The sequence below is a fragment of the Flavobacterium sp. Leaf82 genome (assembly GCF_001422725.1).
GTDB lineage: Bacteria > Bacteroidota > Bacteroidia > Flavobacteriales > Flavobacteriaceae > Flavobacterium.
Map to the genome: position 1 here is coordinate 1 of NZ_LMMA01000001.1, position 23253 is coordinate 23253.

The following is a 23253-nucleotide window of genomic DNA, read 5'->3' on the forward strand; positions in this document are numbered from 1 at the left end:
AATAGTAAACTTTATAAAAATTATTAATCACTATAGTAAAAATTGATTTTTATAAAAACTGAAAATTTAAAATTGACAAAATATAAAAGTTAAACATGAATTTTAATCAAATCGATTCAAAGTTAACTTTATAAACAATTCTATGTTAATAACCATAAATACTAGGAATAATGATACCTAAAACTAAAATAAATACTTCTAATAAACGATTTTTTAAAAGATGATAAATGAGTCAGAAGAAATGAAAAATTAGCTCAAAATTGATTTATGAAAGCCAATTTTAATCTACTAAATCTATAATTTTTAAATATCAATAGAAAAAACAAATAATAAAAAAAAGCGCTTATAAAAAGCGCTTTTAATAGATTTTAATGATATTATATTTTTACCATTTCCTGAAGAATTTCGATTTCTCTTTCAGAAGCATTTTTTGGCGGATTTGAATACAATTTTAAAATTTCATCTTCAAATTGATTTTTCAAACTTAAATCTTCAATATCTCTTAAATTCAAAAGAGCTTTAGATCTCACATAAGTCGACTCGCTTCTAAGAGACATTATATATAATTTTTTAATATCCTCTTCTTCAAAATCTGCAGATTTTAAATGCGAATATTTCAAAATAAACTGAGCAAACAATAATGAACCTTTGTTATTATTGATATTCTTCTTTAAAGAATTTTGTAATAAAGAAAAACTGGAAACATTTTTAATGCTCTCCCCTATTGCACTTTCAATTGCAATACGCTCTGGTTTTGTTTCTACTTTAAAATATTTGTTAATATCTTTTAAAGAATTATTGATACTGTTTTCTTCTTTTTTACCCTTTTCTTCCCAGGCATCTTTTAGTCCAACAGTTTTGTTAAACACTAATTTTGAAGCAGTTGAATCTTTATCAACAGTAAAATATCCTAAACGTTGAAACTGAAATTTATCTTCATTTTGAGCTGTTGATAAACTTGGTTCAACAAATCCTTTTATAATTTCTAACGAATTTGGATTAACAAAATCTAAGAAATTTTTCTCTTTATAACTGTCCGGTGCTTCATCTGTAAACAAACGATCGTACATGCGAACTTCTGCTTCAACTGCATGAGAAATAGAAACCCAATGTAAGGTTCCTGAAACTTTTCTTTGGCTTGCTTCTGTTCCGCTTCCGCTTAAAGAATCAGTATCATAAGTTACATGAATCTCTGTAATATTTCCTTCAGCATCTTTTATAACACTTTCTCCTTTAATAATATACGCATTTTTAAGACGTACTTCTTTTCCTAAAGTCAAACGGAAAAATTTCGCTGGAGCTTCTTCTAAAAAGTCTTCTCTTTCGATATATAATTCACGGGAAAAAGGTACTTTTCTAAAACCGGCATTTTCATCTTCCTGATTATTTTCGGCTTCAAGCCACTCTTCTTTCCCTTCAGGATAATTTGTAATTACCAATTTTACAGGATCTAAAACTGCCATTACACGAGGTGCAATTTTGTTCAGATCTTCACGGATACAAAACTCTAAAACCGATATATTAATCAAATTATCACGTTTTGCAATTCCGGTTGTATTGGCAAAATTACGTAGTGAAGCAGCTGTAAAACCTCTTCTTCTTAACCCGGAAATTGTTGACATTCTTGGATCATCCCAACCGTTAACATGCTTTTCCTTAACTAGTTGTTGTAACTTTCTTTTACTAACAACGGTATGTGATAAGTTACGTCTTGCAAATTCTCTTTGCTTTGGACGCAGTTTATTTTCGTCTAAAATTTGATCTAAAAACCAATCGTATAATTCACGATGAGGCAAAAATTCAAGTGTACAAAAAGAGTGTGAAATCTCTTCCAGATAATCACTTTGACCGTGTGCCCAATCATACATTGGATATATTTTCCAGGCATCTCCTGTTCTATGATGTTCTTTGTGTAAAATCCTGTACATGATAGGATCACGCATTAGCATATTGGTCGATTTCATATCGATTTTAGCACGAAGAATATGTGTTCCAGCCTCAAATTCACCGCTTTTCATTCTTTCGAATAAGTCTAAATTCTCTTCAATCGAACGATTTCTGTACGGGCTATCAGTTCCTGTAGTCGATGGAGTTCCTTTTTGAATCGCCATATCCTCAGAAGACTGACTATCAACATATGCTTTATCTTTTTTAATTAATAAAACCGCCCAATCATATAATTGTTGAAAATAATCAGAAGCATAACGTTCTTCGGCCCAAGTATAGCCTAGCCACTCTACATCTTTTTTAATTGCATCAACAAATTCCTGTTCTTCTTTTTCAGGATTTGTATCATCAAAACGTAAATTCACAGGAGATTGATAATCAATTCCCAAACCAAAATTTAATGCAATAGCACTTGCATGACCAATGTGTAAATAACCATTAGGTTCCGGTGGAAAACGAAAATGAAGTTTATTTTGTGATAGACCTGATTTAAGATCTTCTTCTATGATTTGTTCAATAAAATTGAGTGATTTCTCTTCTGATGCCATTATTTATAGTAATTTTAGCAAAGATAAAAAAGTTTACAGTTTTCGGTTTACAGTTTACAGTTTTCTTTAGAAACTTATCAGTAAACCTGAAACTTAGAGCTTGAAACTAAATTTAAAATGGGAGTTATTAAACTAAAAAACATTCGCACTTTTTCATACCACGGATGTTTAATTGAAGAAGGAAAAATTGGATCTGACTACACTGTTGATCTAAAAATTAAAACTAATTTACAAAAATCAGCTCAAACAGATCATCTTTTAGATACTGTTGATTATGTTCATTTGAACAAAATTGTTACCGAAGAAATGGCGATTCGTTCGCATTTATTAGAACATGTAGCCAAAAGAATCAATATTCGCGTACTTGCAGAAATAGAAATGATAGAAAAAACAACTGTTTGGGTTTCTAAAATAAATCCTCCTATTGGTGGTGATGTTGAGTCAGTTACTATAAAAATGACCGAAAATAGAAAGTAATTCTTTTAAATAAAAAGCTATTTTTTTAAAATACTTCATTTTAAACTTTTGAAATTTAAAGATTTTAGTTACTTTTGCCATCCGTTCAACTACGGCGTCGTGGCCGAGCGGCTAGGCTGGGCTCTGCAAAAGCTCCTACTCCGGTTCGAATCCGGACGATGCCTCAAAAACCTCTAAAGAAATTTGGAGGTTTTTTTTATGTTTAAATTTTTAGAAAAAATTAGATAAAGATGACGTTCGAATCCGGACGATGCCTCAAAAACCTTTAAGGAAACTTAGAGGTTTTTTTATGTTTAAATTTTAGAAAAAATTAGATAAAGATGACGTTCGAATCCGGACGATGCCTCTAAAACCTCTAAAGAAATTTAGAGGTTTTTTTTATGTTTAATTTTTAGAAAAAAATAGATAAAGATGACGTTCGAATCCGGATGATGATCAAAAACCTTCAAGGAAACTTGGAGGTTTTTTTATGTTTAAATTTTCCTCAATCTTGTCATTTCGAAGAATGAGAAATCTTCGTAAGTGACTCGACAAAGATTGTCACTTTTCTATGCGGAGTTACTTACGAAGATTTCTCATTCTTCGAAATGACAAACTTTATGTAAATAGCTTAGTGAGATTACTTCGTTCCTAACAATGACTTATAAACACAAAAAAACCTCTGAAATACAGAGGTTTAAATTTATATTTTTGAGTTATTAACAACTACTTTTTCTCAATCTTCTCAAAAGCATTGCGAACCATTTCTTTTTCTTTTGGAAACCAACCCTGAGTTATTAACACCAGTCCAAAAATCATTAAAACAATACTAATTGCTTTTTTAATTTTAAGAATATTAGTTGGTGTCATTTTAGATTTTAATTGTTTGGCTAATAATATTTTAAGGCAATCAACTAACAAATAAGTAATGATTACTGAAGCAAAAAAAGTAAACATTCTTGAGTTTTGCATTTCTAATTTTGGTCCTACAGAAATGATAACTGCTAACCAGAAACCCAATACACCAATGTTGATAACGTTCAGTAAAAAGCCTTTTATAAACAAACTACCGTAGTTTCTTTTAATGATATCGCGGTCGATTTCTTCATCATCAATTTTTTCTTCATTTTTTAATCTTACGAAAGAAATTATACCGTAAGCCAGCATAATGATTCCGCCAAAAATAAAGAGAGCAGGTTTGTCCTTTAAACTCTGAATAAGTCTGTAACTACCTAAATAAGCAATTCCTATAAAAAAAATATCACCTAATACCACACCAAGATCAAAAACTATTGCAGCTCTAAACCCTTTTGTAATACTGGTTTCCAGTAGTATAAAAAATACTGGACCTACCATAAAACTTAAAAAAAGTCCCCATGGCAGTCCAGCCAAAATATCATTTATCATTCAAATACGATTTCTTATTTTACTTCTTCGATTTTACCTCCAAAAACCGTTTTCTGATTAATTTGTTTCGGTTTACCATAAATGTAAATAGAGCCTCCTGCGCTTACTTTTGCATCAACTAAGGTCGAAGCATTCACATCTGCTTTTCCGCCCGCAGAAACGCTTACTTTAGTCTGAGACGTGGATAATTTACTTCCCAGGAAATATCCGCCAGCTCCTAAACTTGCTTCAAGGTTATCTGCTTTACCAGTTGCAGTAATTTCTCCGCCAGAAACAGAGCTTACTTTTAGTTTATCAACATTCAAATCTACATTAATTTTAGCACCTTCCTGCGCACTTACTTTAAACGAAGTTGCTTTTATAGCTTCTTTACTTATAACCTCTGCACCTTCATTAGCATCGATCAATTCAATGTGTTTATAATACAAAGTTACTTCAAGATCATTTCCTGACAACAGTTTTGGAAAAGGCATTCTTAATTTTAATACACCATTCTTATTTACAGCTTCCAGTTCTGTTTCTCTTGCTCCTTTTATAACAACTTTATTTTCAGACGACTGAACTAATTTTACACTTAATTTATCGTAAACTTTTACAGTATCAAAATCACCTAAATCTTTGGTAACCTGACCAAAAGACATTTGAACAAATAAAATTGCCGCTCCTATAATTAACTTTTTCATACTTTTATTTTTATAATTAAACCTCTATTCTGCTCTTCTCAAAAAATGAAAATCCAGTTGTTTCTTCACTAAATCTGCATTTTTAACTTTTACATATATTTCATCTCCTAGTTGTAAAATACTATTTGAAGTTGCTCCAACTAAAGCATATTGTTTTTCATCAAAAGTGTAATAATCATCTTTTATTTCTCTGATTCTTACCATTCCTTCGCATTTGTTAGACACGATTTCAACATAAATTCCCCACTCAGTAACACCGGAAATAACTCCAAGAAATTCTTCGTCCTGATGATCCTGCATGTATTTAACCTGCATGTATTTAATACTATCACGTTCAGCATTAGTGGCTAAACTTTCCATATTAGAACAATGTAAACATTTTGTTTCGTAAACTTCTTCATCTACAGAAGCTCCATTATCCAAGTAATATTGCAGCAAACGATGTACCATAACGTCAGGATAACGACGAATTGGCGAAGTAAAATGGCTGTAATAATCAAAAGCTAAACCGTAATGGCCAATATTTTCTGTTGAATATTTGGCTTTACTCATACTTCTAATTGCAAGAGTATCAATTAAATTTTGCTCTTTTTTACCGTTTACTTCTTCCATCAAAGCATTCAATGATTTCGAAATATCTCCTTTGTTACGGAAATCTATTTTATAACCAAATTTAGCAATTACGGTTTGCATCGCAATTAATTTGTCTTCATTTGGTTCATCGTGAATCCTGTAAACAAATGTTTTCTTTTGTTTTCCAATGTATTCAGCCACTTTTCTATTGGCCAAAAGCATGAATTCTTCGATAAGATGATTGGCATCTTTAGAAACTTTAAAGTAAACTCCTTCCGGTTCTCCTTGCTCATCTAAATTGAATTTTACTTCGACTTTATCAAAAGAAATTGCTCCATTTGCCATTCTTTTCTTTCTTAGAATCTTAGCTAACTCATCTAATTTTAAAGTAGCATTTGTTATTTCATCAGAAACGGTATAAGATTCTCCGGTAATTGAAATGTCAACCGGAATCGTACTGTCTTTTGTTTCAATGATATATTGTGCTTCTTCATAAGCAAATCGCTGATCTGAATAAATTACTGTTCTGCCAAACCATTGATTGATAACTTGTGCGTTTTCTGAAACTTCAAAAATAGCTGAGAACGTATATTTCTCTTCATTTGGACGTAATGAACACGCAAAATTAGATAAAACCTCCGGAAGCATTGGCACTACTCTATCGACTAAATAAACCGAAGTTGCACGTTGATAGGCTTCATCATCCAGGATTGTTCCTTCTTCCAGATAATACGAAACATCGGCAATGTGAATACCAATTTCGTAATTTCCGTTTTCTAACTTTTTGAAAGACAAGGCATCATCAAAATCTTTTGCATCTTTTGGATCTATCGTAAACGTAAGCGTATCACGCATATCACGACGTTTTGCAATTTCAGATTCCTGAATCGATGTATCAATTTTTTGTGCATAAACCTCTACTTCTACCGGAAAATCTGATGGTAAACCGTATTCAGCCAAAATAGCGTGAATCTCTGTATTGTGTTCTCCAGGTTTTCCTAAAACTTTAATCACAGATCCAAAAGGACTATCAGCTCTTTTTGGCCAATCTTCGATGGTAACTAAAACAACATCACCATTTTCTGCTTCTCCAATTTTATCTTTGGGGATAAAAATATCCGTATACATTTTAGGATTTGCCGTTGATACAAAAGCAAAATTTGCCTGAATATCTATAACTCCTACGAACTCTGTTTTATTTCTTTCTACAACTTCAATTACTTCACCTTCAGGTCTTTTACCTTTTCTACGGTTATAAACATAAACTTTTACTTTGTCTTTGTCTAAAGCACGATTCAAATTATTAGTTGGGATAAATACATCTTCGGTAAAATCAGGACAAATAAAATACGCCGTTTTTCTACTCGTCATATCAATTGTTCCTTCGTAATAATCCTGACTTTCTGCTTTTACTAAATATTTTCCAGGTTCAGATTCTATTATTTTTTTTGAAGCAGCCAGTATTTTTAAATCTTTTATAATCTGGTTTCTGCTTTTTGTATCATCAAGTTCAAGCTTTGCTCCTATTTGTTTGTAATTAAATGCTTTATTAGGGCTTTGCGATAAAATTTTTATTATTTTACTGGAGAAATCTTTCTCATTTTTTATCGGCTTTCTAATTTTCTTACTCATATATCTTTTCTTAAAAAGTTAAAATTACAAATAAGATATCAGATTATAGATTTTAACAAATAAATTATTAAAAATATAACTTTCGTATATTTACAAAAAGACCCTTTATGGAAAGCTTTAAAACCATTGCAATATTCAATTATCAGCACGAAACAGTCGTTCTGAAGCACTTATTAGAGCAAGAACAGATTCCGTATTATTTTGAAAACGAAATGACCTTATCTGTCGTTCCAATGTACACGACGGCGTTGGGTGGAATCAAACTCAAAGTTCATCCAAATGATTTCGACGAAGTTCAGCAAATTCTTGACAATCTTAATAACCCACTTCAAATTGTTTAAACTCCTCTAATTTTTCAATTTCAAATTATTTTTTTTCTTTTAAACTTTCAAAGTTGTCAACATATATTAAATACAACAAAAAGAAAAATTTAAATTAAATTAATTTTTGGTTGTTATTATAGCTTGTTAATATGTGCTATAAATTTATTTTTAAAAGCATTGAAATGAAGTTTCTCTTAGTTATCTTGAGTTATCAACATACTTATATTTTGTTAAAGGATTAATTTCTAAGCCTTTTCTTATTTTAATTAACAACGGTTGACAACCAAAAAACAATTGATTTTGTAGATAAGTTCATATGTTGATTTTTGTTGAAAATAGCATTTTTGGTATTGATAACTTTTATAAAAATTCATCAAACTTTATTAGGTTATTTCATTGCAGTTTTGGATTAGGTTTTTTTTCGACACAACCAAAAAAAACTTCTAATTTTCTATCTTAACTTATGAACAAATAATGTTAATTTAAAGTTAACTGAATATCAACGAATTAGCTTTTGCTATTAACATTATAAAATTTTAACAAAATAAATGAATATTATTTATTGATTATGAGATACTTACAGAGTTGTTAATAATGTTGATAACTGTTAAGTTTTTGATATAAAGCTAGTTGTAATTTAATGTTTTTTTGCCACTCTCGATAGCTATCGGGATCACGAATGTACTCGAATTTTAATTGTCATGTTTTGTACAAGATTTAAACTAACGATGAAAAAGAAATTAGTGAAAATTAGTGAAATTCGTGGCAAACATTTATTAAATGAGTAAATTTGTACTACACAACTTAATAGTATAGAAAAAAATGAAAATTTCGATAGGAAACGACCACGCAGGACCGGATTATAAAAAAGCAATCGTAGCAATGCTTAAAGCAAAAGGATATGAAGTAACTAATTATGGTACAGATTCTGAAGATTCTGTTGATTATCCTGATTTTGGTCATCCGGTTGCGAATGATGTATCTGAAGGTAAAGCTGATTTTGGAATCGTTATCTGCGGAAGCGGAAACGGAATTGCAATGACTGTTAATAAACACCCTAAAGTAAGAGCTGGTTTATGCTGGACTAAAGAAATTGCTTATTTAACACGTTTGCATAACGATGCAAATATTGTGAGCATTCCGGCGCGTTTTACCTCTATTCCTCAAGCAGTAGAAATTGTTGAAACATTCCTGACAACTGCTTTTGAAGGTGGAAGACACCAAAACAGAGTGAATAAAATTGCTTGTCAGTAAAAAAGTCAAAAAAATCGGGTGCTTCGCACCAATAATGATAGTAAGCCGGGCGGATTTTTATAATTCATCCGGTTTTTTGTTTATATAGCTTAAAAATTATCTATTTAATTATTTGATAAATAGGTTTTTATGGAGTTATTAACAATGTAAATGTTTATATTTTATAAGTGAATATTAGATAAATCAATACAACTTGAAGTAAAAAAATAAGCGAGAACTTTATAATAAAAGAAGTTTTACTCGTTTTATGTCTAAAGAATAACATTGCTAACAATAAACCTATTGTTCCGCCAATTGCTTCAAAGAAAAATAATGTATTTTCTGGGATTCTGCGTTTATTTTTTCGAGCTTGATTTTTATCATATCCGGCAAGAATAAAAACGATGATATTTACAAATAAAAAATACAGTAATAAAACTTCCATTGGCTTAAAATTAAAAACAAAGATATTATTTTAGCCGAGTGATTTATTAATCTGTTCATGGTTTTAAAAAACAGATTATCTCATTTTGTAATCAAGAAATTATTTCATTAAAAGTATGACTAATATTCAATTCATTGCCAAGACTGTTCAAACAGCAGCGATTAACATTCAAAACACGGTTAAATTATTAGAGGAAGACTGTACGATTCCGTTTATTTCGCGTTACCGAAAAGATACAACCGGAAATCTTGATGAAGTTCAGATTGAGAACATTGCAAAACTTCAAAAAGAATATGAAACGATTGTAAAACGTAAAGAAGCTGTTCTAAAATCAATCGAAGAGCAAAAATCGCTTACGCCTGAATTGAAGCAAAAAATTGAACAAAGTTTTGATTTACAAGAGATAGAAGATTTTTATCTTCCGTATAAAAAGAAGAAAAAAACAAAAGCAGATGTTGCGCGCGAATTTGGTTTAGAACCTTTAGCGAAAATTATTATGTCTGAAAATGATGTTGATGTTGACTTTATTTCGACACAATATCTAAATGAAAATGTTATTAACGAAGAAGCTGCCATGCAAGGCGCAAGAGATATTGTTGCAGAATGGATTAACGAAAATATTTATGTTCGTAAACAATTGCGACGTTTATATCAACGAAAAGCGACTATTGGAACTAAGGTTGTAAAAAAGAAAGCTGAAGAAGAAGGAGCACAAAAATTCAGTCAGTATTTTGATTGGGAAGAACCTTTGACAAAAGCGCCTTCACATAGATTATTGGCAATGCTTCGTGCAGAAAACGAAGGTTTTGTTAAAATGAAAGTTGATGTTGATATCGACGAAGCTTATGATGTTATTGATGAAATCGTCATTAAAAAGCAAAATAGTACAACGGCACATTTGCAATTAGCGATCGAGGATAGTTATAAACGATTGTTGAATCCGGCGATTGGAAACGAAACTTTGCAAGAAGCAAAAGCAAAAGCTGATGCCAATTCGATTCAGGTTTTTGCCAATAATTTAGGTCAGTTATTATTAGCGCCGCCTTTGGGCGAAAAACGAATCCTGGCAATCGATCCAGGATTTAGAAGCGGTTGTAAAGTAGTTTGTCTGGATGAAAAAGGCGATTTATTATATAATGAAACTATTTATCCGCATGCGCCTCAAAATGAGGAAGCAATGGCGATCAAGAAAATTCGTTCGATGGTAAATGCGTATCAAATTGATGCCATTTCTATCGGGAACGGAACGGCTTCAAGAGAAACCGAATTTTTCATAAAAAAAATTGCATTCGATAAACCATTGCAGGTTTTCATCGTTTCTGAGGCTGGAGCTTCAGTATATTCGGCTTCAAAAATTGCGCGTGAAGAATTTCCTAATTATGATGTAACGGTTCGTGGATCTGTTTCTATCGGGCGACGACTTTCTGATCCTTTGGCTGAGTTGGTGAAAATTGATCCAAAAGCAATTGGAGTTGGACAATATCAACATGATGTTGATCAAACTAAACTGAAAGAAGAACTGGATAATACGGTAATTCGTTGCGTTAACTCGGTTGGAATCAATATTAACACAGCAAGTAAACATTTACTAAGTTATGTGAGTGGGATAGGAGAGAAACTGGCTGAAAACATCGTTCAATATCGTTCAGAAAACGGTCCGTTTGAAGATAGAAAACAGCTAAAAAAAGTGCCTCGCTTAGGCGAGAAAGCGTATCAGCAAGGTGCGGCTTTTATTAGAATTTCGAATGCTAAAAATCCGCTGGATAATTCGGCGGTACATCCTGAGGCTTATCCGGTTGTTGAAAAGATGGCAAAAGATTTGAAACTTTCTGTAAACGACTTAATTGCGAACAAAGAGAAAACAGCCTTAATTAAGGCCGAAAAGTATATTACACCTGAAATTGGTTTACTAACACTAAAAGACATCATAAAAGAGCTTGAAAAACCTGGATTAGACCCAAGAAAGTCCGCTAAGGTTTTTGAATTTGATGCGAATGTAAAATCAATCAAAGATTTGAGAACCGGAATGATTTTACCCGGAATTGTTAATAACATCACCAATTTTGGTTGTTTTGTTGATATCGGAATCAAAGAAAGCGGATTGGTTCACATCTCTCAACTAAAAGCAGGATTTGTAAGCGATGTAAACGAAGTGGTAAAATTACACCAACATGTGGATGTAAAAGTTACTGAAGTTGATGAAGACAGAAAAAGAATTCAGTTAACGATGGTATTGTAAAATATTTAAAACAAAAAAAATCCCAAATTACAATTGTAATTTGGGATTTTCTATTTTTATGGATTACTTCAAAATAACTTTTTTAGTAACGCTTTTATCTCCATTTGTAATTTTTATCAAATACAAACCAGAAGAATAGTTAGATAAATTGATCTCTGTATTTTCAGCCGTTGTTTTTTGTTCTGAAATTACTTTTCCTTGCGAAGAAATTACTGAAATCACAGATTTTTCCGGAGCAAAAACCGTGAATTTATCACTGCTTGGGTTTGGATATAAAGTAACAGTCGAATTCTCTACATTAAAATCGTCAGTGGCTAAAGTAGCAGTTTGTGGCAGATAAAAATTTCCTGTTAATAAAAAAGAGTACAATGTTTTTAAAGTATGATTAAAGTAACTGTTAGGTTCATTTAACTGATTTAAGTCTGTGTAAGAAGCATTTAAATGGGCTTGATTTTCTCCAGCCATCGCTGCACAGGCAAATGCACCAACAAAAGTAGCATTGTGCCATTGACCAATTAAAGTTCCGTTCTGGTTATATCCGTCTTTAATATTCGAAGATCCTCCAAGATTTACACGAACAAAATCAGATGATTTTTTTGCATATGCTTTGGCATCGACATTTCCAAACCATACATAATCAACAGCAATACGCCACGGAGTTCTGGCAGCATCATAGGTATATGTTTTTCCTTCTCTATTATATCCGCTCGCCTGAGTAGAATAAGCACCAGATCCCTGACACCAGTCAGAAACTAATCCGCCAACAGCATTATTTACCGTTAAATTACTGTTGATAACGGTATAAGATTTTGCTGCAACCTGATTCCAAAAAGTTACATCATTAGTAAAAGTTCCAAAAACGCGGTAATATGCCGGAGAAAAATAAGAAGGATTAGTAATCTGGCTTCCGCCGAATTGATCTCCTGGTTTAAGCACAAACGTATTTGCTTCGACTTCGTAAGTTTTAATGGCAGCTATTAGACTTTTTGCATCATTTTTATAATTAATAGTTCCAGTGCTTGTCCATTGATAGTCTGCTACAATAAGGGCAAATGCAGCGTCAAGTTCTGCATCTGTGGCACCATTTGCACCGTTGATTCCAGAACAGCCATTGATTTTCCAGTTCATTACACCGTTAGAATTTACGTTGTCTTTATAATACAGCCAAAGTCCATCGAATAATAATTTGTCAGCCGCATAAACGGCAAGCAGCATTCCGTAACCAATTCCTTCAGAGACAGTTTCAGACGGATTGTCAAATTTTACTCTGTATCGTCCGTTGGAGCAGGCTTCTACAAAGTTGGTTTTCCAGGTATTATAATTGTTTTGGGCATCGAGGCTATTTTTATTAGATGCCATTAGACCATTTGTAAATGTTACATTGGCCGGAAACGGTTGCTTTTGTGAATAACTTTTAAGGCACAAAAAAGCAACAGTAATCAGAAGTAGGTTTTTCATAATTATTGTTATTAAATTTAGGGACGATAAAAGTAAGATTTTTTAGATAAAAACAAAACCCCAAACTACATTTTGTAATTTGGGGTTTATAATAAGGGTTTAAATTCTTATTTAATTTCTTCCTCTTCTTTTTTAACAGAAGGTGCGGGTGGAGTTTGATCGTCTTTAGCAGCGTTTTTAAATTCCTTAATTCCGCTTCCTAAACCTTTCATTAATTCCGGAATTTTTTTACCTCCAAAAAGTAATATCACAATACCTACTATTACGAGGATTTCTGTAAGACCTAATCTTCCCATGATTGTATATTTAATGCCGAAGCAAATTGATTTTCTAAATTGTACCGCAAAGGTATATAGAAATATACGAAGAAGAAGTGTTTTTGGATTAAAATATTTGTTTCTATTAGCGTTAAATATTTTATAAAATGCTGAAATAACTGTATTCCTTTATTTTTGTAAGGCATTAACAAGACTATTAATTATTATATTTGCTCGTATAAATAACCATAATGGCTAAGAAAAAATTCAATTTCAGAAAAAAATTATTTATCAAAAACCGATTGGTAATTTTGAACGAAGACACTTTTGAAGAGATTTTTTCATTGAAACTAAATCTAATGAATGTTTTTGTAACGTTTACATTAGGCGGTATATTTTTAATTTTAATTACTACTTTTATCATCGCTTTTACGCCTTTGCGCGAGTTTATTCCAGGCTATTCTTCTACAGAATTAAAAAAGAATGCAACTGAATTAGCGATTAAATCAGATTCATTAGAGACAGCTTTAAAGAAAAATGAAGCTTATATAAACGGTATTCAAAAAGTACTTAGAGGAGAATTAGAATATGCAAAATTCAATAAAGATTCTATTTTGGCAGATGCTGATGAACCTTCAGAAGTGAATATGAAACCTTCAGAAGAAGAAATTAAATTAAGAGAAGAAGTGAACAGGATGGAGAAGGAGTCAGGTGAAAAAACTGGGAATAAAAACAAAAGTGACAAGAAATAATACCGTAACAAATGTCTATTAAAGCAGTAGCAGCAAAATTATTTGCCACCAAGATATATTATAAAACAAAGGCTTGGGCCAATAAACCGGTCGAAACTCAACAATCCATATTCAAGAGTTTAATTAATAGTGCCAAAGAAACACAGTTTGGTACAGATCACCATTTTGATAAAATAAAAACAGTTCATGATTTCAGGAAACGCGTTCCGGTTCGTGACTATGAAGATTTAAAGCCTTATATAGATAAGGTTCGAATGGGAGAAAAAAACATTCTCTGGAAAGGAAAACCTATTTATTTTGCTAAAACTTCAGGAACAACATCCGGGGCAAAATACATTCCGTTGACAAAGGAATCAATGCCATATCATATTGAAGCTTCACGAAATGCGATTTTACATTATATATACGAAACAGGAAATGCTGATTTTGTCGATGGAAAAATGATTTTCCTTCAGGGAAGTCCAATTTTAATCGAAAAATACGGAATCAAATTTGGAAGATTATCCGGAATAGGAGCGCATTTTGTGCCTAAATATCTTCAAAAAAACAGAATGCCGTCTTGGGAAACCAATTGTATCGAAGATTGGGATACTAAAGTAAATGCAATCGTAGAGGAAACTATCGAGCAGGATATGACTATAATTTCTGGAATTCCGTCTTGGGTACAAATGTATTTTGAGCGATTACAGGAAAAAAGCGGCGGAAAGAAAATAGGGGACTTATTTAAGAACTTTAATTTGTTTATTTATGGAGGTGTCAATTATGAACCTTATCGCGCTAAGTTCGAAAAAATGATTGGCCGTAAAGTAGACAGCATTGAATTATTCCCTGCATCTGAAGGTTTTTTTGCTTATCAGGATTCTCAAAAAGAAAAAGGAATGTTGCTGTTGTTGAATTCAGGAATTTTCTATGAATTTATTAAAGCAGATGAATTCTTCTCAGAAAACCCAAAAAGTTATACCATTGGCGAAGTAGAAATTGGTGTAAATTATGCGTTGATTATTTCTACAAATGCCGGACTTTGGCGTTATAATATTGGTGATACCGTTCAGTTCACATCTTTATTACCGCACCGCGTTATAGTTTCTGGTCGAATCAAGCATTATATTTCTGCTTTTGGTGAACACGTTATTGCCAGCGAAGTCGAAAATGCCATGAAAGAAGCTACGAAAGGAACTACAATTGTAATCAACGAATTTACAGTTGCACCTCAAATAAATCCTTCAAACGGATTACCGTATCACGAATGGCTGATAGAGTTTGAAAATGAACCTGAAAACATCGAAACTTTTGCTGAAAAAATTGATGATGCAATGCGAAAACAAAACATTTATTACGATGATTTAATCACCGGAAATGTTTTGCGAAAAGTGGTTGTAACCAAAGTTTCGAAAAACGGATTTCAGGATTATATGAAATCTCAGGGAAAATTAGGCGGACAGAATAAAATTCCGAGATTGTCGAATAATCGTGATATTGCAGATAATTTGAAATAGAAATAATTTTTATTGATGAAATATAAATATAATTTCAGACCCGCATATAAATCTCAGGAATTACTAATCGAAATATTTAGCGGCGCTGAAAATGAAGATTTTATATCAGATTTTTTGAATGCTATTAGCGAAATAAATCCTAAGGTTGAGAGCATTAAAAATCTTTGGATGAATGATGAAGATCTATTTGAAATTACATCAGACAGTGGTTTCTTTTTACTTTCAAAAGACATTTGGGACTTAGCATTTATTATGTCAGAAGAGAATCAGGAATGCATTCATAAAATAAATTCAATTTTATCAGAAGACAAGAATTTTCAAAAGATAGAAGTCAATTTTGAAGATTATAAATAAAAAACAATCAGAATATTAGTTTTAAGATAATGAAGCTTTAATAAAGTTTTGATTTTTAATTCCTAATTTCGTTTGATAAAAAACACCTATTATCTCTTCTAAACAGAAGATTTTAAAATAAACAGCATGAAAGAAACCAAACATATATCAAGATCAAGAGCGCAGGAATCATCTGCAGCAATCGAAAAAATGTACATTACTATGCGCCATTTATTCAACCGTGGTTTTTATAAACCAATGGGAGTTTCGGGCGATAGTTTACGCGAATCATTATTAGCATTACGTCCGGAAATATACGGAAACATAGGCGAAGAAAAAGTAGAACTAAACGGACTTTTGTACGTTATAGAACGTTTACCAATTGGTATTGAACAATGTCGATTTATTAATTTAACTTCGGATGAAGGATATTCTAAATCACATTTCCAGGCAATTGTTCCTCCAAAAAGAAGAAGAAATTGTTATAGAATCGATGAAGAACAAATGAATGTTGAAATCACTCGTGGGCGATCAGACATTTATGATATTCTGACGCATTTGACTTTTATCTTTATTGAATCGCATAAAATTAAAAACAGGGTTTTATTAGACGATGGCGGTGAAGTTTCGCGCGATTGGTTAAAATTAGAACAAGCGGTATTGCAAACGAAAAAGCTTTCTCAGATAGAAAAAGAAAAAGCAATTTCGCATGTTGCCAATATTTTAGCAAGAACTTTCGAGGAAGTTTTAGACATTTATGACGCTTTTGGGTCAGAAAACGCGCCGGATCGTTTCCTGCATGTTATTTATTGGTTAGGAAAATTAGCCATCGAAGAAGTAATTGAAAACAACAAACGTACTATTACTTTTAGTCCTGTTTTAAGAGAACGCTTAGGACACCATATTCACGGAGAAATCTGGGCTACTAATATCAAGGAAGTTTTAAAAGCAAATAACCTCTTAAAACGCCCAATTCACGTAATTAGCGCGAATATGCATAGTGTAATGAATTCGATTTTTGCAACACCGTTGTTGAAAACAAAATTCAAGGACAAGTCTGATTTTTATATTTATGAAGAATTAAGTAAATCCGGAGCAAAAGAAACCAGAAGTATTGTAGAAGAATTAGCCTTAAAAAACGGAATGATTTCGTTACCTGATAGTTCTGGGACAAATATCGATGTTCAGATTTTTGATACTGCAAAAATTGACTGGGCAAAAACGGCGTTTCCAAAAACAGTAGTCGACGAAGCTGCCCCTGTTATTATTGTAATGGATTATGCTTTTGGTGAGCAGGCTTACGAAACCATCGATGAACTTTTAAAACCTTATAAAAAAGAAACTTTACTAAATGTAAAATCAGTTTCGATAATGGGTAAAGCCGGAATTCTGGAAGGCGGAAAAGGAGATATCATGATCCCAACTGCACATATAAACGAAGGAACAGCAGATAATTATTTCTTCGAAAATGAATTAACAGGCGCGATGTTCGAAGGAAACGACATTGCAGTTTTTGAAGGTGCAATGGTTACCGTTTTAGGAACCTCATTACAAAACAGAGATTTATTAAAATTCTTTCACGAATCTACGTGGGGCGTAATTGGTCTTGAAATGGAAGGTTCTTATTATCAAAAAGCGATTCAGTCTGCCTCAAAAATTAGAAAAAGTGTGCCACACGATATCAAAGTTCGTTATGCGTATTATGCATCAGATAATCCTTTGGAAACCGGAAGTACATTAGCTTCTGGCGGATTAGGAACAACAGGGGTAAAACCTACTTATTTGATTACGATTAAAATTCTGGAACAAATTTTCAACGTAAAATAAAAGCGAAAAAGTCTGAAAACAGATCAAATAAACAATGAATATCAATTGCTGCCTAATTTATTTAGGCAGTTTTTTTTTAGAATAGTTTCCAGAATTTCCAAATCACTTACATTTGCGATGTATAAATAATTACTATGAAAAGAATACTTATTACCGGAGCTGCAGGATTTTTAGGATCGCATTTGTGCGACCGATTCATTAAAGAAGGCTATTATGTTATTGGAATGGATAATCTGATTACGGGAGATCTTAAAAATATAGAACATTTATTCAAGTTAGAACATTTCGAATTTTACCATCATGATATCACCAAGTTTGTACACATTCCGGGTGATTTAGATTATATTTTACATTTTGCTTCACCGGCAAGTCCCATAGATTATTTAAAAATTCCAATCCAGACTTTGAAAGTTGGATCTCTTGGAACGCATAATTTGTTGGGATTAGCAAGAGTTAAGAAAGCAAGAATCCTTATTGCTTCAACTTCTGAAGTTTATGGAGATCCATTGGTTCACCCACAAACCGAAGAGTATTACGGAAACGTGAATACAATTGGACCGCGTGGAGTTTATGACGAAGCAAAACGTTTTCAGGAATCAATAACAATGGCGTACCATACTTTTCATGGCGTAGAAACGAGAATCGTTCGTATTTTTAATACATACGGTCCAAGAATGCGTTTGAACGACGGACGTGTAATTCCGGCTTTTATTGGACAGGCTTTACGCGGAGAAGATTTAACCATTTTTGGAGACGGAATGCAAACGCGTTCTTTCTGTTATGTTGATGATCAGGTCGAAGGTATTTTCAGATTATTACATTCAGATTATGTATATCCGGTAAATATTGGAAATCCGGATGAAATCACGATTAAAGATTTTGCAGAAGAGATCATTAAATTAACCGGAACCAATCAAAAGGTAGTCTATCATCCTTTACCAATAAATGATCCATTACAGCGTCAGCCAGATACGACAAAAGCAAAAGAATTATTGGGTTGGGAAGCAAAAGTAAACCGTTCTGAAGGAATGAAAATTACTTACGATTATTTCAGATCACTTTCGAAAGAAGAATTATCAAAAGAAGAACACAAAGACTTTTCAAGTTATATTAAATAAAAAAACGGGCAATTATCATTAGATATTTGCCCGTTTTCTTTTTTGATGAATTTGCTTAAAATGCATTATTTTCAATAAGTTCTTTCATTTGCTCACCCAGATTAAAATGACTTTTTGCATGAAGAAAAATAGTCTTTTTCATCTTTTGAATTTCGTCTTTTCCTAATTCAGAAATCTGGTTTAAAGTTGAATTTAATTGCTCAAAATCTTCAACAGGAACAACCCAACCCAAATTATTTTCTTCAACAATATTTTCTCCTTCGCCTCCTCCAAAATAAAAAACAGGAAATCCTAAAGCACTATATTCGAATATTTTTGAAGGTACAGAACCGTAAATCCTCGTTTTAAGAGGAACAAGAGCAATGTCCTGATTCTTTAATGTTTCATGCAAAACGTTTCGCTCTAACATGCCGTGAAAAATGATTTTTTTTGTCGGATTTTGGTTGAGGTAATTAACAATTTGAGTTTTCTCAGCGCCATCTCCAAAAATATGCAATTCGATATTTAAGTTTTCTAAATTCAATTGCTGAATAAGTTCAAAAACACCTTGTGCAACACCAAGTAAACCAGCATAAAACAACTTTATTGGTTCTGTAGAATTATCCTTTTCTTCAAGAAAATCCTCTACAAAATGATCAGGATAATTACGATACAAAAAGCATTTTTTATCAGGAAAAATAGAATGAATATGTTCTATTATTTCATTTGATTGTCCAAAAATATGAGTTGCCTTTTTGTAAATAAAGCGTTCAATAAAAAGCAGGGTTTTATGCGAAACACTATTTTTCTTTAATACTTCGAGTTCAATAGCAGCAGTTGGCCAGAGATCTGAAACATTCAAAATAATGGTTTTACGTTTCAGCCAAAGCACAAATACCGAAACAAAAGAGAGCAATAATGGCGGCGATTGTACAATAACTTTTTTTGGAGTTTTGGCAAACAACAAATAAAAGAATAAAGTAGTTGAAAATGAAAGTGTCGAAACAATTCGTTTAAATATATTCGAACTATTACTAGGATAAATCCAAAGGCGTTTTAGCGTTATATTTTGAATCTTCTCAGTAACAGAGAACTTACCTTTATATTCCGGAAATAATTCTCCTTTTGGATAATTAGGAAGTGGAGAAATTACCGAAACTTCATATCCGTTTTGATTTAATTTTAAAGCCAGTTGTTCAATTCTATTGGCGGCAGCACCTTTTTCCGGCGGATAATAATTTGATATAATTAAAATGTCCTTCATTATTTTTTATCCAATAAAATTGAAATAATTCTTTCCGATGCTTTTCCATCCCATAACTCTGGAATACCACTTTTTCGTGGACCATTTTTCAAGAACTGACCAAAGACTTTTTGTAAATTTTCTAATGATGTTCCTACAATAGTATTAGATCCTATGGTTTCTGTTTCAGGTCTTTCAGTATTATTTCGCATTGTAAAACACGGAATTCCCATAACGGTTGTCTCTTCAGAAATTCCGCCGCTATCCGTAATAATGGCAAAACTATTTTTGATTAAATACATGAAATTTAAGTAACCTTGAGGCGCGACAAAAATGATATTTTTAAACGTTATATCGCTTTCACTCAAAATGGCTTGCGTTCTGGGATGAATTGGAAACAATATTTTTTTGTCGTTAACCAAATCGTCAATTCCGTGCAATAATTTAATTAGTGATGAAACTTCGTCAACATTTCCAGGACGATGAAGCGTTAAAATAATATAATTTTTTTCGCTAAGTCCATGTCCATTCCAAAAGTCCGGTGCTGAAATTCTATCAATATTTTGATATAAAGTATCGATCATAACATTGCCCACAAAATGCACATTTTCAGGATTTGAACCCAATTTAAATAAATTTTCTGAGGCAGAAGTTGAGGTTGTAAAAAAGTAATCAGTAATACTATCCGTCAACATTCTGTTGATTTCTTCCGGCATTGTTAAATCTCCTGAACGAATACCTGCTTCGACGTGCGCTACTTTTGTATGGCATTTTTTGGCTACAATCGAACACGCCATAGTTGAGTTGACATCGCCAACAACCAAAACTAAATCGCAAGGATTTTGAAGTAATTCCTTTTCAAAAGCAATCATAATTGCTGCAGTTTGTTCTGCCTGAGAACCACTTTTTACTTCTAGATTTACATTTGGTTTAGGAATATTTAATTCTTCAAAAAAAGTATCACTTAAGTTTTTATCGTAATGCTGACCGGTATGAACCAATCGAAAAGAAACATCAAAACCTTCATTTTGCTTGCTTTTTATGGCGTTAATAATGGGTGCAATTTTTATAAAATTAGGTCTTGCGCCAGCGATTATAGTTATTTTCATAAGTAGGTGGTATTCTTTCTAAAAACTTTCTTTTGGCAAAAGTAAAGTTTAAATTGGAATTTGGATAAATTGAGATACTTTCTTGAATGTTTAAATCATTTTTGAGTATATCAAAACTGATCTTGTCAGAGTTGGAGGTCACAATTTGTGACATCAAGATTGTTTTTTTGCAATTCTCTAAGGTCACAATTTGTGACCTTAAAGAATTGTGTTTATTTTCAGTAAGTTAAAACTTGATATCGCAATTTGCGACATCAAGTTTCAAGGTCACAATTTGTGACCTTGAAAAAGTAGGGAATTATTTTTTATAGCCAATTTTGACTCTTTCATTTTCATCTTCTTTCTTTTCAGTCAATTCATCTAAATAAGAAAAAACCAATTCAATATTTTTATCATAATTCTCTAACTTCTTTTGAATCTGAAGAATATCAACCTTAATTTCTGTTGTATCCAAAAGCATTTGTCTCACTTTCGCGAAAATACGCATGATTTGAATATTGGTTTGAATTGCTTTGTCGCTTTTTAAAATGCTTGAGAGCATGAGAATGCCGTGTTCAGTAAAGGCAAAAGGGGATATTCTAGTTCCTCCCCAACTTGAGGTCACAATTTGTGACCTCAAGTTATTAAATTCAGTTTGAGATAATTCAAACATAAAATCTTCGGGAAATCTTGAAATATTTCTTTTTACAGATTGCTTTAAAACTTTAGTTTCAATTCCATAAAGTAAAGCGAGATCACGATCAAGCATTATTTTTTGACCGCGTATAAAATATATTTTATTTGAAATTGTTTCTTCAGAAAGCAGAGATTGATCGTCCATGAGTTTTTTATTAGTAAAAACAAATGTAAGATTTTATTTATATTTATAAATACGATTTAAATTGTTTTAGTTTTCCGCTTTTGCTTCTTTCCAGAACTACTTTTCGGGTAAAAGTGAAGTTTAAATTTGGTTCTAAATATAATGAGATTGCCTTTTCTATTTTTTGAATTTGAGCAGTATGTAATTCACGATCACTAACATATTCAATTTCAAAAGTGTTTAATTGCGTTTGTTTGATAATAAATTCTTTTACATTTCCGTCATCTTCGATAATGCTTTTGGTTACATAATAAAAGGTCAAACCCGGCGATTTTTTTCCGCTTGGGAGAATCGCAATGTCATTAGTTCTTCCAATTAGTTTTTTAAGAATTGGTTTTTGTGGCGTACTTTTTTCATCTAAAATTCCGATATCACCTATTTCATATCTTATGAACGGATGTGCTTTATTAAACAAAGAAGTAATCACAATTCGGCCTTCTTCCCCGTAAGGGAGAACATTATTATTTTCGTCAAGAATTTCGACAAAAAGGGTTTCTGCATTAATTTGCCATTCTCCATTTGGATTTTCAAAAGCAATTAAATCAAGTTCTGAAGCTCCATATTCATTGATAACGGGAATTCCGAATTGTTTTTCCAGCAGTTTTTTATCTGATTCAAAAAGCATTTCCGAAGTAACGAAACACGCTTTTAACGTGGGACAAACATCTTTTAAAACAATATTTTTCTGTTCCAGATATTTAGCAAATAAAACGATCGAGCTTGTATAGCCATTGATATAATCGAATTTTTTAGTTTTAAATTTTCGGAGGAATTTCTCCAGAACAACATCAGATAAATCAAAAACCGGAAACCTGAAACGATGTGTCAAAAAATCCTTAATTCGTTCTTTTTGATATCCAATAAAATCCATCGGAATGCCGTAAAAACGTGCTTGCAGCGAACGATTAAAATCGATTTTATACCAACCAAAACGCATAAAAATCGAAGTCCAGGTTAAGGAATGGCAATATTTATCTTTGGCAAATACAAACGGAGTTCCGCTGGATCCGGACGTTTTGTTGAGGTATACATTTTTTTTCGAATATCCTTTTGAAAGTCTTTCTTCGAGCGGTTTTTGTAGATTTTGTTTGTTTAAAATGGGCAAATCTTCCCAATTAGGATTTATATGATTTCCAACTAAATCCAGATAAAACGAATTGTTTTTTAAATGAAAATTTACAATTTCTTCTTTTTTATTTTGGAGAAAAAAAACATATTCTTCTTCAGATAAATTCACGATTTTATCCAATTCAGCCTTAGCTTTCTTTATTGGAAAACCATTTAATTTAAGCGAAATATCAAAAATAGAAATCATTTGGGCTGAATTTTCATCAAA

At 32.1% G+C, this 23253-nt stretch carries 20 protein-coding genes and 1 tRNA gene; 10 read left to right on the forward strand and 11 right to left on the reverse strand.

Annotation, left to right across the window (positions count from 1 at the left end; translation table 11 throughout):
* Nucleotides 1-377: 377 nt before the first annotated feature.
* A complete protein-coding gene (locus ASF10_RS00005) occupies nucleotides 378-2495 on the reverse strand; it encodes a glutamine--tRNA ligase/YqeY domain fusion protein (protein WP_056243629.1) in 2118 nt (705 codons plus the stop codon).
* A gap of 117 nt (nucleotides 2496-2612) precedes the next feature.
* Between ASF10_RS00005 and folB the strand changes: the two genes are divergently transcribed.
* Entirely contained in the window at nucleotides 2613-2972 is a 360-nt protein-coding gene (gene folB / locus ASF10_RS00010) for a dihydroneopterin aldolase (protein WP_055096756.1), read from the forward strand.
* A gap of 93 nt (nucleotides 2973-3065) precedes the next feature.
* Nucleotides 3066-3136 (forward strand) — tRNA-Cys (locus tag ASF10_RS24195).
* Nucleotides 3137-3677: 541 nt separating this feature from the next.
* Here ASF10_RS24195 and ASF10_RS00015 read toward each other — a convergent pair.
* The 3 genes from ASF10_RS00015 to rnr are packed head-to-tail and all read right to left on the reverse strand — an operon-like array spanning nucleotide 3678 to nucleotide 7246.
* Nucleotides 3678-4358: a LysE family translocator gene (locus ASF10_RS00015; protein WP_056243632.1), complete on the reverse strand. Its 681-nt coding sequence runs from the start codon at nucleotides 4356-4358 to the stop codon at nucleotides 3678-3680.
* A gap of 14 nt (nucleotides 4359-4372) precedes the next feature.
* Complete coding sequence (locus tag ASF10_RS00020) at nucleotides 4373-5041, reverse strand: head GIN domain-containing protein (protein WP_056243637.1); 669 nt, start codon at nucleotides 5039-5041, stop codon at nucleotides 4373-4375.
* 24 nt (nucleotides 5042-5065) lie between these two features.
* Nucleotides 5066-7246: a ribonuclease R gene (rnr, locus tag ASF10_RS00025; protein ID WP_056243640.1), complete on the reverse strand. Its 2181-nt coding sequence runs from the start codon at nucleotides 7244-7246 to the stop codon at nucleotides 5066-5068.
* A gap of 107 nt (nucleotides 7247-7353) precedes the next feature.
* Here rnr and ASF10_RS00030 point away from each other — a divergent pair, with 107 nt between their 5' ends.
* Both ASF10_RS00030 and rpiB read left to right on the forward strand, forming a co-directional pair.
* A complete protein-coding gene (locus ASF10_RS00030) occupies nucleotides 7354-7587 on the forward strand; it encodes a DUF2007 domain-containing protein (protein WP_056243643.1) in 234 nt (77 codons plus the stop codon).
* An 804-nt stretch (nucleotides 7588-8391) separates the two neighbouring features.
* The gene (rpiB, locus tag ASF10_RS00035; RefSeq protein ID WP_056243646.1) at nucleotides 8392-8823 is read left to right on the forward strand and encodes a ribose 5-phosphate isomerase B; all 432 of its coding nucleotides are present in this window, start codon (nucleotides 8392-8394) and stop codon (nucleotides 8821-8823) included.
* A gap of 154 nt (nucleotides 8824-8977) precedes the next feature.
* On the opposite strand, the gene ASF10_RS00040 is transcribed toward rpiB, so the two are convergent.
* On the reverse strand, nucleotides 8978-9247 hold the full coding sequence (locus ASF10_RS00040) for a DUF1294 domain-containing protein (protein WP_056243650.1): 270 nt from the start codon (nucleotides 9245-9247) through the stop codon (nucleotides 8978-8980).
* Between the two features lie 115 nt (nucleotides 9248-9362).
* Between ASF10_RS00040 and ASF10_RS00045 the strand changes: the two genes are divergently transcribed.
* Nucleotides 9363-11486, forward strand: a complete 2124-nt coding sequence (locus ASF10_RS00045) for a Tex family protein (protein WP_056243653.1) — start codon at nucleotides 9363-9365, stop codon at nucleotides 11484-11486.
* A gap of 63 nt (nucleotides 11487-11549) precedes the next feature.
* Here the strand turns inward: ASF10_RS00045 and ASF10_RS00050 are convergent, their stop codons facing one another.
* Together ASF10_RS00050 and ASF10_RS00055 are read right to left on the reverse strand one after the other, a co-directional pair.
* Entirely contained in the window at nucleotides 11550-12944 is a 1395-nt protein-coding gene (locus tag ASF10_RS00050; protein ID WP_056243656.1) for a glycosyl hydrolase family 8, read from the reverse strand.
* A 107-nt stretch (nucleotides 12945-13051) separates the two neighbouring features.
* The gene (locus ASF10_RS00055) at nucleotides 13052-13240 is read right to left on the reverse strand and encodes a twin-arginine translocase TatA/TatE family subunit (RefSeq protein ID WP_055096778.1); all 189 of its coding nucleotides are present in this window, start codon (nucleotides 13238-13240) and stop codon (nucleotides 13052-13054) included.
* A 212-nt stretch (nucleotides 13241-13452) separates the two neighbouring features.
* On the opposite strand from ASF10_RS00055, the gene ASF10_RS00060 reads away from it, so the two are divergent.
* The 5 genes from ASF10_RS00060 to ASF10_RS00080 all read left to right on the forward strand — a co-directional run bounded on the left by ASF10_RS00060 (nucleotide 13453) and on the right by ASF10_RS00080 (nucleotide 18727).
* Nucleotides 13453-13953, forward strand: coding sequence for a hypothetical protein (locus tag ASF10_RS00060; protein WP_056243659.1), 501 nt, complete (start codon nucleotides 13453-13455; stop codon nucleotides 13951-13953).
* A gap of 11 nt (nucleotides 13954-13964) precedes the next feature.
* Complete coding sequence (locus ASF10_RS00065; protein WP_056243663.1) at nucleotides 13965-15449, forward strand: GH3 auxin-responsive promoter family protein; 1485 nt, start codon at nucleotides 13965-13967, stop codon at nucleotides 15447-15449.
* 15 nt (nucleotides 15450-15464) lie between these two features.
* Nucleotides 15465-15803 carry a hypothetical protein gene (locus ASF10_RS00070; RefSeq protein WP_056243667.1) on the forward strand — a complete coding sequence of 113 codons (339 nt, stop codon included), beginning with the start codon at nucleotides 15465-15467 and terminating at the stop codon, nucleotides 15801-15803.
* Nucleotides 15804-15929: 126 nt separating this feature from the next.
* Complete coding sequence (locus ASF10_RS00075) at nucleotides 15930-17609, forward strand: DUF6909 family protein (RefSeq protein WP_056243670.1); 1680 nt, start codon at nucleotides 15930-15932, stop codon at nucleotides 17607-17609.
* A 134-nt stretch (nucleotides 17610-17743) separates the two neighbouring features.
* The gene (locus ASF10_RS00080; protein ID WP_056243674.1) at nucleotides 17744-18727 is read left to right on the forward strand and encodes a UDP-glucuronic acid decarboxylase family protein; all 984 of its coding nucleotides are present in this window, start codon (nucleotides 17744-17746) and stop codon (nucleotides 18725-18727) included.
* A 55-nt stretch (nucleotides 18728-18782) separates the two neighbouring features.
* On the opposite strand, the gene ASF10_RS00085 is transcribed toward ASF10_RS00080, so the two are convergent.
* The 4 genes from ASF10_RS00085 to ASF10_RS00100 all read right to left on the reverse strand — a co-directional run bounded on the left by ASF10_RS00085 (nucleotide 18783) and on the right by ASF10_RS00100 (nucleotide 23232).
* Nucleotides 18783-19970, reverse strand: a complete 1188-nt coding sequence (locus tag ASF10_RS00085; RefSeq protein WP_056243678.1) for a glycosyltransferase family 4 protein — start codon at nucleotides 19968-19970, stop codon at nucleotides 18783-18785.
* A complete protein-coding gene (gene wecB / locus ASF10_RS00090) occupies nucleotides 19970-21058 on the reverse strand; it encodes a non-hydrolyzing UDP-N-acetylglucosamine 2-epimerase (RefSeq protein WP_056243681.1) in 1089 nt (362 codons plus the stop codon). Before wecB ends, ASF10_RS00085 begins: the two co-directional genes overlap by 1 nt.
* A 298-nt stretch (nucleotides 21059-21356) precedes the next feature.
* Complete coding sequence (locus tag ASF10_RS00095; RefSeq protein ID WP_056243684.1) at nucleotides 21357-21878, reverse strand: ORF6N domain-containing protein; 522 nt, start codon at nucleotides 21876-21878, stop codon at nucleotides 21357-21359.
* A 43-nt stretch (nucleotides 21879-21921) separates the two neighbouring features.
* Nucleotides 21922-23232: a phenylacetate--CoA ligase family protein gene (locus ASF10_RS00100; RefSeq protein WP_056245499.1), complete on the reverse strand. Its 1311-nt coding sequence runs from the start codon at nucleotides 23230-23232 to the stop codon at nucleotides 21922-21924.
* Nucleotides 23233-23253: the final 21 nt, after the last annotated feature.